The sequence below is a fragment of the Streptosporangium fragile genome (assembly GCF_039534445.1).
Taxonomy (GTDB): domain Bacteria; phylum Actinomycetota; class Actinomycetes; order Streptosporangiales; family Streptosporangiaceae; genus Streptosporangium; species Streptosporangium fragile.
On the sequence record NZ_BAAAVI010000007.1, the window covers coordinates 66,348 to 76,234 of the forward strand.

Genomic DNA, 9,887 nt, shown 5'->3' on the forward strand with positions numbered 1-9,887 from the left:
TAGAAGGCTCATCAGAAGAACGACGGGGTCGGATCGGCGGCACGCCGAGGACCGAACGTGCGCCACACCCATACTTGCGCACCCACCATGACCGGTGTTAACGGCAAAATCATGACACTGAGCACACTCAGTGTCTCGTCCGGGGCCGCGTGCGCCAGCAGCCACGGAGCCAGGGCGGCGAGCAGCGCCGCGGCGGGCGCGGCGGCGGCGCACGCGGTCAGCAGCAGGGCCCGCCCGGTCCGGCGCGCACCGGTCACCTGCCCGGGCAGCCGCCAGGAGACGAACGTCCAGCCGTGCAGGGCGAACAGCCCCGCGACCACCGCCCCGCCCGCCAGGCCGGGCAGTCCGATCACCGGCCCCGCCAGGCCGCCGGCCATCGCGACCAGCGCCATGCCCCAGCTCAGCGCCAGGCCGTACGAGGCGACGCAGATCGTCCAGTCCCAGCCCGCCCGCCACGCGCGGCCGTCCGCGCGGCGGCGGAACCAGAGCCCGGCGTCCCGCAGGATCCACGACACCAGCAGCGAGACCACCAGCGGGTACAGGCCGTACAGCACCTCCCCCTCGACCGCCGGGAAGGCGCCGAACAGCACGCCCGCCACGGCCACCAGCCATACCTCGTTCGCCAGGACGAACGGCGCCATGGCCGCGACGACCCGGTCACGGCCCTCCTGGTTCCCGCCGAGCGCGGGCAGCAGCATGCCCAGTCCAATGTCGAAGCCCGCCAGCGCGAAGTAGCCGGTCAGCAGCAGGGCCAGGGCGCCCAGCCAGAGGATGTCCACGATCTGCCTCCCTAGTGGCTCAGCGCGTGCGCGCGCTCGGTGGAATCGGCGGGGCCGCCCGCGCCCAGGGCGACGGCGGCCGGTCCGCGCCGGACGGTCCGGACGATCAGCGCGTAGTCGGCGACCGCCAGCAGGCCGAGCACGCCGGCGAAGGCGACGAGCGAGGCGGCGACCATCCCGGAGGTGAGGCCGGGCGACATGGCGTCGGCGACGGTGAGCCTGCCCTGGATCAGCCAGGGCTGCCGGCCGACCTCGCGGGCCAGCCAGCCGAGGATCGCGGCCAGGAACGGCAGCGGGGTCATCAGCATGAGGATCGGGTGCGCCCACCGCCAGCGCGGCAGCCAGTACACGGTGGGCGCCAGGACGAACAGGATGACCATCTGCAGCGACTGCCCGATCAGGATCATGAAGCCGAGCCCGATCCCGGCCAGTGGGTCACCCTGGAACTTGTCCGGCTGGAACTCCGCCACGGGGGCGAACTGGAAGTAGCCGGAGCCGACCGTGAGCAGGGAGCCGAGGAGGGCGGTGATCACTCCCATCCGGAGCGAGCGGGTGAAGAACTCCCGCTCGTCGGTTCCGGTGAACAGCCGGTAGGCGGAGGCGCCCATCAGCACGAAGCCCCCGGCCCACAGGGCGGCGCCGATCACGTGGGGGAGCGCCGCGAGCAGCATCGGGTTGGCGAGCAGTGCGCCCACGTCGGTCAGGACGAGGTGGCCGCCGCGCTCCACCGCGCCCGCCGGGTTCTGCAGGAACGCGTTGGCCACCATGATCCAGAACGCGGAGAGGTACGCGGTCAGCGTCACCAGCCAGATGCAGGCCACGTGGAGCCACTTGGGCAGCCGGTGCCAGCCGAAGATCCACAGGCCCAGGAACGTGGACTCCAGGAAGAAGGCCCCGAGCGTCTCGACCGCGAGCGGCGCGCCGAAGACGTCCCCGGCGTAGTGCGACAGCCCGCTCCAGTTCAGGCCGAACTGGAATTCCATCACCAGGCCGGTGAGGATCCCGAGCGCGTAGTTGATCACGTAGACCTGCCCCCAGAAGCGGGTCATGCGCTCGTGGACGGGCAGGCCGGTGACGGCGTGGCGGGTATGCATGATCGCGACCAGGGGGGCCAGGCCCAGGGTCAGCACGACGAACAGGAAGTGGAGACTTCCTGTCACCGCGAACTGCGTCCGGGCCAGGTCGAGCACGTCCACGGTCTCACCTCCATTGTTGTGTCTGCCTTCTGTAGGCACTCTACATGTAGATTGCCTACATGTAGCGTGCCTATAGAGAGGTAGGCTGACCTCGTGACTGAGCTAGGCGAGCGGGCCGCCGGGCGCCGCCGGGCGGCGCCCGGCCCGCGGGCGAAGGGGAGCGTGCCGGTGGGGACGGTCGTGCCGATGGAGAGGGCCATGCGGGCGAGCGGGGCCGCGTGGGCGGGGGCGACCCCGGCGGAGGGGGCCGGTCCGATGGGCGAAATCGCGCCGGTCGCGCCAGTCGAGGCGGTCGCGCTGATGAAGGGGATCTCGTGAACGCCGACGCGCTGCGCGGGCACATGGACGCCCTGCTGCTCTCCGTGCTGGAACATGAGCCCCTGCACGGCTACGCGATCATCGAGGCGCTGCAGGAACGCAGCGGCGGCGCGCTGAATGTGCCGACCGGCACCGTCTACCCGGCGCTGCGCCGGTTGGAGCAGGCGGGATACCTGGCGAGCGAGTGGGCCACGGTGGGCGGCCGCAGGCGCCGCACCTACCGCCTGACGTCCTCGGGCCGTACGGCGCTCGTGGGCGAGCGCTCCGCCTGGCGCGAGTTCGCCGGGGTCATCGGCAGCGTCCTGGAGCCGCCCCCCGCGCGCTGAGGCCCACAGCCCGCCGCGTGCCTCCGTCGGCGCGGGCTCTCCCCGTCACCGGCACCCGGAGGCGAGTGTTCTCGTCACCGTGTGCTTTTGCCACCGCGTGTTTCCGCCGCCGCGTGCCCCCGCCGTCACCGGCACCCGGAGGCAGACGGCGAGGGTGGGGGAGGCGCGCTCCCGCCGGCGTGGGCGTCCGGGGAGGCTCAGACGGGGACGGGAGCGGGAACGTGCCGACTGAAGCGCAGGCAGCGGGTGGCCGCGTACAGCTGGACCATCCAGAGCGCGTGACTCACCAGTGACATGCCCACTCCCGGCGGGTAGTCGCTGAAGCCCGCGGGACCCCGCGAGCCCACCATCAGCGCCACGGACAGCGCGAGAACGACCGGCTGCATCGCCCAGACGAACAGGGCCAGGGCGCGGGTCACCCGCAGCGGCCGTCTGATCCGGCGCAACCCCCGGCCCAGCGCGAACAGTGCGACGCCGCCGAGCAGGCCGATGAGCATCTGCAGGATGTCCAGGCCCCGGGCGACCGGCACGAACCAGACCGGCCTCGCCTCGTACTCCGACACGGCGACCGGGAAGAACTGCCAGATCACGCTCCACATGAGCGTGGTGAGCGGCACGGTGACGAACAGCACGGCGGCCAGCCTGCGGCCCGCCGCGACGGAGAGCGCCTCCTGGTAGCCGGGGGCGATCACGCTGATCGGGCCGAACTCCTCGACGGCGACCCGCTCGGCCTCGGCCCGGTCCAGGCCGCCGCCCTCCAGCGCCTCTGCGGCGTCGAGCAGGCTGTCGCGAGCCTCGGTGACCATGTCGAGCTTGTGACCCCTGGGGCCCCTCAGGGCGCGGCCGAGCCCGGTCACATAGTCGTCGATGACTCCGGTGCTCGCCATGTGCTCTCCAGCCGCGTGATCCCCGTCGAGGGCGTCCGCCCCCATCATCGCGGCCGTCCGGGGGCGGCGCATCCGGGATGACCCTGAGAAGAGCCGGACGCGCCGCCCCCGCGGCCGATCATCGGACCCCGCCGCCCGGGCCCTGCCTTCCGTCAGCGCATCGGGTCGGCCGGGAGTTCCTCCCGGGGGTTGGCCCGCCCGGTGTGCAGGAACCCGATCCGCTCTCCTCCCACGAAGGCGACGGCTGTGTGGGTGCCGCCCTGCGGCTCGGCGAACAGGAACGTGTCATCACGCAGCCTCGCCAGCCGGAACCGCTGCGCCCCGCCGTGCTCGGCCATGACGCCGAGCGGGGTGGCGGTGAGCCAGAGCGATCCCGCCTCATCGGCCGTCACGTCCCAGGCGACCACGTCGGAGAGGTAACGGCCGGTGTAGCGGGCGATGTCGACGGGGAGTGGCTCGGCCGGGGGCACCGGCGGTGCGGGCGCCCTGACCCCGGCGAACTCCTCGACCATCGGCTGGAGCAGCCCGGTGACCAGCGGGCCGGGATCGCCGCCGTTGGTCAGCAGGACGGCGGCCACCCCGGCTTCCGGAACGGTCAACAGCGAGGCGACCTGCCCCGGGGTGGAGCCGTCGTGGGCGGCCACGATTCCGCCCTCCCACTCCCGCAGCTCCCAGCCGAGCCCCCACGACGACGGCCGGCACAGGTCCGGGAGCCTGATCTGAGGCTCGCGCATCAGCACGGCGAGCTCCTCGGGCAGCACACGCGCGCCGTTTTCGGCGAGGCCGCCGCGCAGGTGCATGTGGGCGAAGGACAGCAGGTCGCGGGCGCGCATGGCCAGGCTGGACCCGGCGGGCTCGTTGGACCTCATCAGCGACCAGACCGGGACCGGCTCACCGCCGGCGTGGCCGACCGCGGTGCCGTACAGGATCGCCTCGTCGGCGCCGGTGGCGAGGTGGGTGAGGCCGAGCGGGGCGGCGAGGTGGGTGCGCAGGGCCGTGCTGTACGGCATGTCGCGCAGCACCTCCACGATGCGGCCCAGCACGCAGTAGGCGGCGTTGTTGTAGGACCACATGGCGCCGGGCGGGAAGAGCTGCGGCGTGCCGGAGAGCAGGGCGACGAGCTTCTCCACGGCGTCGTCGCCCCTGCCGGTGTCGATGAACACGTCGCCCTCGAAACCGGCCGTGTGGGTGAGGAGCTGACGGATCGTGACACTCGCGGCGACGTCCTCGTCTCCGAGGGCGAAACCGGGCAGCACGGACCGGACGGTCTGATCCGGGGAGAGCCTCCCCTCGCCGACGAGCTGCATGATCAGGGTGGCGGTCCAGGTCTTGGCGATCGAGCCGACCTGGAAGAGCGAGTCGGGGGTGGCCGGGCAGCCGGTGCGCGTGTTGAGCACGCCCGTGGCGGCCTCGACCACGGTGCCGCCTCGGCTGAACGCGATGACCGCACCGGTGATCCCGTGCCGGCGGGCGAGCTCGGTGAGCTTGGCGCCCAGGTCGTCCGGGGACGAGAGGTCCCGTGCGTCGCGGAGGTCGCCCGCCGGGGAGAGGCCGCGAAGATCGTCGGTCATTTGGCCGCTCCGAAAGTCGGGTCGATGCGGTAGCCGGCCGGAGGCTCCTGGCCGATCAGGTGACGGGTGAGGAAGTCCCACTGGCGGCGCAGCACGTGGGCCTCGGCGGGGCCGTAGCCGTGGGCGGCGTTGGGGACCATGAGCATCTCGAAGTCCTTGTCCGCGGCGATCAGCGCGTTGACGACGCGGAGCGACAGGGCGGGATGGCAGTTGTCGTCCATCTCGCCGAAGAGCAGCAGCAACTTGGCCCGCAGCTCCCCGGCGAGCGGCAGCGGCGATCCGCCGGTGTAGTCGCGGGGCGGCGGTCCCTGGTAGCTCTCCCCCCAGATCGCGTAGTAGCCACTGTGGTCGTGGTCGCCCGCGGAGGACACGGCCGCGGTGAAGAACTCCGGGTGACGCAGCGCCGCCCGGAACGCGGAGGCGCCCCCGGCCGAGTGCCCGGTGATCCCGACCCGGGAGAGGTCGAGGTAGGGGCGCTCGGCGGCGAGCTGCCTGATCGCCGCCACGTGGTCGTCGATGCCCAGCGCCGCGGTCGGGTCGCCGTAGGAGACGTTGTGGAACGCCTTCGACCGGTACGGCGTGCCGCGCCCGTCGAGGACCACGACGGCCAGGCCGAGCTGGGCGAACATCGGAGCGCCGCCCGCGGGGTCGAGCAGGAACGGATCGATGGGGAAGCCGCGCAGTGTGGTGCGGAGCTGCCGGGTGACCTGCGGCCCGTTGTAGATCGAGTCGAGGATCGGGTAGCTCCCGGACGGGTCGAAGTCGGCGGGCAGGTGGAGCAGGCCGTGGATGTCGGTCGTGCCGTCGGCGGCCTTGACCGTGAACGGCTCGGGCGCCCGCCATCCCGCCTTCTCCAGCGCGGTGAGGTCGGCGCGTTCCAGTTCCGTGACGACGGCCCCGGTGGCGTCGCGCAGCACGGTGACGGGGGCCTGCCCGGGGGCGGCGTGGGTGTCGACGAACCAGCGGCCGCCGGGCGAGGCGGCGATCTGGTGGTCGGTGTCCTCGGGGGTGAGCATGGTGACTCCGGTCCCGTCCAGGCCGGCCCGGCAGAGCCGCCGGTAGTAGGGGTTGGAGCCGTGCCCGCCGGAGACGAAGAACACCTCCCGCGCATCCCAGTCGACATGGACCAGGTCGCGGACCAGCCACATTCCCTCGGTGACGGCGTTCTTCAGCTCGCCGTTCACATACAGGTAGAGGTGGCCCCAGCCGGAGCGGTCGGAATACCACAACACCTCGTCGCCGCGGGTGCGCACGAGGGGGGACTCCACGATCGTGGGCGCCGAATTCATGATCGTTTCGCTGGACTCCTCCAGGACGACCTCGGCGGCGCCGGTGCGCGCGTCGATCCGGTAGAGCCTGGCCGCCTTGTAGCCGCGCGTGCCGTACAGCATCCAGAGGGTGTCGTCGTCCTCCCACCAGACCCGCCCGACGCCGAGCGGGGCGTCATGGGTGAAGGTCAGCGGCTCGATCGCGATGTCGACCCGGTCGCCGGTCTCCGCGTCGAAGATCATCTGCTGGAAGGTCGGCAGCGGATCGCCCGGCATCTCGTAGTGGAGCGTGTGGACCAGCGGGCGGGGGCTCCCGTCCGGCGGGCACGACTGGGTCATGGTGAGCGTCGGCACATGCCTCTGGTCCACCCGGAGGGTGACGAACCTGCGGCCGTCCGGCGCCCACTCGACCAGCGGCGGCACGCTCATGCCCGCCTGCAGGGCCACGATCGGCAGCCTTCCCTGGTCGCTGGGGAGGCCGTAGGCGTGGTCCGACTCGCCGTCCGCGGTGAAGGGCTCGCCGTTCACCACGAGGTTCCCGCCGCTCACGGTCACGGTGTGCCGGCCGTCGGGGGACGTACGGGCCCCGGTGATCTCCGGCGGCGGCATCTCCGCGACGCCCGGGTCGTCGATTTCCCGGCGTTCCCCCGTCTCCGGGAACACCCGGAAGCACTTTGGGCCCTCGGCGGTGTCCACCCGGTACCAGAAGGAGTCGCCCTCCCAGTTCGGGCTCACCGTCGCCCGGTGGACCAGGCCGCCCTGCCGGGCGATGTGCAGGGCCTCGGCCCTGCGGTATCTGTCTAGCACTGCTTCTCTTCTCCTATCGCGTGGTCGATCAGGGCGTCGAGATCGCCCATGAGGGTCTTGTGCAGGGTCGCGATGAGCAGCGACCCGGCGACGGCGGGCAGGAGCAGCAGGAGCAGCGCCCCCCGCATGTCGAAGAAGGCGGTCGCCAGGGCGAGCAGCCCGGCGCCGGCCAGCCCGCCGAAGGCGAGGATCAAGCCCAGGGCGGCCATGGCGTGTGCCCGGTCCTCCGGCCGCACGACCGAGAGCCCGCCGATGAACAGGCACGGCCCGATGACGGCCAGCAGCGCCTGGCCCAGGGCCAGCAGGGCGAGCACCAGCCAGAGGTTCGGCACGAGCGCCGACAGGGCGAAGGCGGCGGCGGCCAGCGCGAGCGCCCCGCCGCTGAGCGCCATGAACCGGGCGGGCCCCGCCCGGTAGGCGCTTTCGGCCCGGCTGCCGAACACGGCCAGGGCGACGATCGAGACCACCGCGGTGGCGCTGGTGAACAGCCCGCGCTGACCGACCGAGAGTCCCCACTCGCTGTCCAGCAGTGTGGAGATCACCACGCCGTACGGCACGGCCAGCGCGCCGATCGCGGTGAACCCGGCGGCCATCCGCCGGATCGACGGGATCCGCATCACCCGCCGGACCGTCGCGAGGAAACCCATCGGGTCGTCGTGGCCCGTCGGCGGAGAGACCCCCGCGCGGGCGCTCAGCTCGGCCACGTCCCAGCGGCCGAGCGTCGGCTCGCGCAACCTCAGCACGGGCAGGCAGGCCAGGACGGAGACCACCCCGAGCGAGACGAACACCGCCCGCCAGTCCATGCCGAGCCAGGACACCAGGACCGCGATGAACAACGGCGCCACGATGTTGGCCAGCGGTGTGGAGGCCGAGTAGAGCGACATGACGCGCATCCGGGCGGCGGGCGGGTAGGCGTCCATCAGCAACGGCGGGTGGAGCAGCGCGACCGTGCCCGTGGTGGCCCCGTTGACCAGCATCAGCGCGCCCAGCGACACGGGCCCGCTCACCACGCCGGTGAACAGGGTGGCGACGCTCCAGGCGAAGCCGGTGGCGAGCGCGAGCCGTACGCGATGGGGATAGCGGCGCAGCAGTGCCGCGACGCCGAACGGCGCGAGGCCCGCCGCGACTCCCTGGACACCGATGATGGCGGAGATCGTGCCCAGGTCCACTCCGGTGCCGGCGGACACCTCGGGCGTGAGCACGCTGAAGGCCTGGGTCTGGAAGCCGTCCACGACGGCCAGGACGGACAGCCCGACCATGAAGGAGAGACCGGTGCCGTGTGCTCTCAGCGTGCGGAGCAGGGGAGTGGTGTCGTCCTTCCTGCCCGTCACGCCGAGCACGGCCCGGGCGTCCTCCCGGGCCAGCGGCGCCGGCGGATCGGGAGCCGTGGGGATGTCGGGCGGATCGTTCATCGAACCTCCTGGTGAGGGGAGTTCGAGGATCGCGCCGGGCGGGCGGCCGCCACGAGCGGCGGAAGATGTGTGAACGCGTCGCGAAGGTAGGGAACGGGCACCTACTTTCGTCGTGTCCCCCCGCGGGCGGGTGGGGGCGGCCGGGCGGCCCGGATAGCTTGGTCGGGTGAAGTTGCGGGCCGAGACCCGGCGGGTGGCCGGGAACGTCGCTCTCGCCACGGCCGTGGGCGTGGTGGGCGCGACCAGCGACATGGTGATCGGCGGCGCCGTGCCGATGGCGCTGCTGCCCGACGTCCCCTGGCAGGGGCTCGGGGTGCAGGCGGCCGGGGCCGGCGCGCTGCTCGCCAGGCGGCGGTTCCCGCTCGCGGTCGCGCTCGTCATGGTCCCGCTGGGATACATCGAGGTGCCGCTCGCGACACCGTTCGCCCTCTACTCCCTCGGCGCGCACCGGGGCGATCGGCGGCTCCTGATCGCCGTCGCGGCCGTGACCCTGCTGACGATGTCGCACCTGTGGGAGGCCCGGAGCCTGGCCGTGGCGCTGCAGCTGATCTCGATCTGCGGGCTGGCGACGGTCCCTCCGACGATCCTGGGCCTCTACGCCGACAGCCGGCGCCGCCTCAACCAGGCCCTGGCCGAGCGGGCCGAGCGCGCGGAGCGGGAGCAACGGTTCCTGGCGGAGCAGGCGCGGGCCGAGGAGCGCACCAGGCTGGCCCGCGAGATGCACGACGTGGTGACCCACCACGTGAGCCTGATGGTGCTCCAGGCGGGGGCGCTGCGGATGACCGCGCCGACCGCGGAGGTCAGGCAGGCCGCCGAGGAACTGCGCGCGACCGGGCGGCGCGCGCTCGACGAGCTGCGCGAGGTGGTGGGCGTCCTGCACGACGCCGGTCCCGTCGAGCTGACCCCGCAGCCGGCGCTCGTCGACGTCTCCCGGTTGGTCGCGGAGTCGGGGCTGGCGGTCGAGCTGGCCCAGGACGACGGCATCGTGGTCTCACCGGCGCTCGGCCGGACCGCCTACCGGGTGGTCCAGGAGGCGTTGACCAACGCGCGCAAGCACGCCCCCGGGACTCCCGTCCAGGTCCGGCTCAGCCAGGAGGGTTCCGCACTGCTGGTCAGCGTCCGCAACCCGGCGGCCGCGGCCGGGACCCCGGCGCTGCCCCCCTCCTCTCGCATGGGGCTGCTGGGGCTGCGGCAGCGGGTCGAGCTGGTCGGCGGGGTGTTCCACGCGGCGCCGACGGCCGAGGGCGGCTTCGAGCTGACCGCGACGCTCCCGGCGGTGACCCGGTGATCCCGGGCGCGGAGATCCGGGCGGGAGGCGAGCCG

9 protein-coding genes are annotated in these 9,887 nt (G+C 72.9%); 3 read left to right on the plus strand and 6 right to left on the minus strand.

Annotated features, from left to right (window positions below):
• Positions 1–11: 11 nt before the first annotated feature.
• Together ABD841_RS06840 and ABD841_RS06845 are read right to left on the minus strand one after the other, a co-directional pair.
• Complete coding sequence (locus ABD841_RS06840; protein WP_344968964.1) at positions 12–779, minus strand: cytochrome d ubiquinol oxidase subunit II; 768 nt, start codon at positions 777–779, stop codon at positions 12–14.
• 11 nt (positions 780–790) lie between these two features.
• Positions 791–1,975 carry a cytochrome ubiquinol oxidase subunit I gene (locus ABD841_RS06845; protein ID WP_344968966.1) on the minus strand — a complete coding sequence of 395 codons (1,185 nt, stop codon included), beginning with the start codon at positions 1,973–1,975 and terminating at the stop codon, positions 791–793.
• A gap of 93 nt (positions 1,976–2,068) precedes the next feature.
• On the opposite strand from ABD841_RS06845, the gene ABD841_RS06850 reads away from it, so the two are divergent.
• Both ABD841_RS06850 and ABD841_RS06855 read left to right on the plus strand, forming a co-directional pair.
• Entirely contained in the window at positions 2,069–2,293 is a 225-nt protein-coding gene (locus tag ABD841_RS06850; protein WP_344968968.1) for a hypothetical protein, read from the plus strand.
• On the plus strand, positions 2,290–2,619 hold the full coding sequence (locus ABD841_RS06855; protein WP_344968969.1) for a PadR family transcriptional regulator: 330 nt from the start codon (positions 2,290–2,292) through the stop codon (positions 2,617–2,619). The genes ABD841_RS06850 and ABD841_RS06855 overlap by 4 nt, the downstream gene beginning before the upstream one ends.
• A gap of 197 nt (positions 2,620–2,816) precedes the next feature.
• On the opposite strand, the gene ABD841_RS06860 is transcribed toward ABD841_RS06855, so the two are convergent.
• From ABD841_RS06860 to ABD841_RS06875, 4 genes are all read right to left on the minus strand, one after another.
• Positions 2,817–3,506: a permease prefix domain 1-containing protein gene (locus tag ABD841_RS06860; RefSeq protein ID WP_344968971.1), complete on the minus strand. Its 690-nt coding sequence runs from the start codon at positions 3,504–3,506 to the stop codon at positions 2,817–2,819.
• 152 nt (positions 3,507–3,658) lie between these two features.
• Positions 3,659–5,077 (minus strand): serine hydrolase domain-containing protein, encoded by a 1,419-nt coding sequence (locus ABD841_RS06865; RefSeq protein ID WP_344968973.1) that lies wholly within the window; start codon positions 5,075–5,077, stop codon positions 3,659–3,661.
• Complete coding sequence (locus ABD841_RS06870; protein ID WP_344968975.1) at positions 5,074–7,152, minus strand: S9 family peptidase; 2,079 nt, start codon at positions 7,150–7,152, stop codon at positions 5,074–5,076. The genes ABD841_RS06865 and ABD841_RS06870 overlap by 4 nt, the downstream gene beginning before the upstream one ends.
• Complete coding sequence (locus ABD841_RS06875) at positions 7,146–8,564, minus strand: MFS transporter (RefSeq protein ID WP_344968977.1); 1,419 nt, start codon at positions 8,562–8,564, stop codon at positions 7,146–7,148. Before ABD841_RS06875 ends, ABD841_RS06870 begins: the two co-directional genes overlap by 7 nt.
• Positions 8,565–8,730: 166 nt before the next feature.
• Between ABD841_RS06875 and ABD841_RS06880 the strand changes: the two genes are divergently transcribed.
• A complete protein-coding gene (locus ABD841_RS06880; protein ID WP_344968979.1) occupies positions 8,731–9,852 on the plus strand; it encodes a sensor histidine kinase in 1,122 nt (373 codons plus the stop codon).
• Positions 9,853–9,887: the final 35 nt, after the last annotated feature.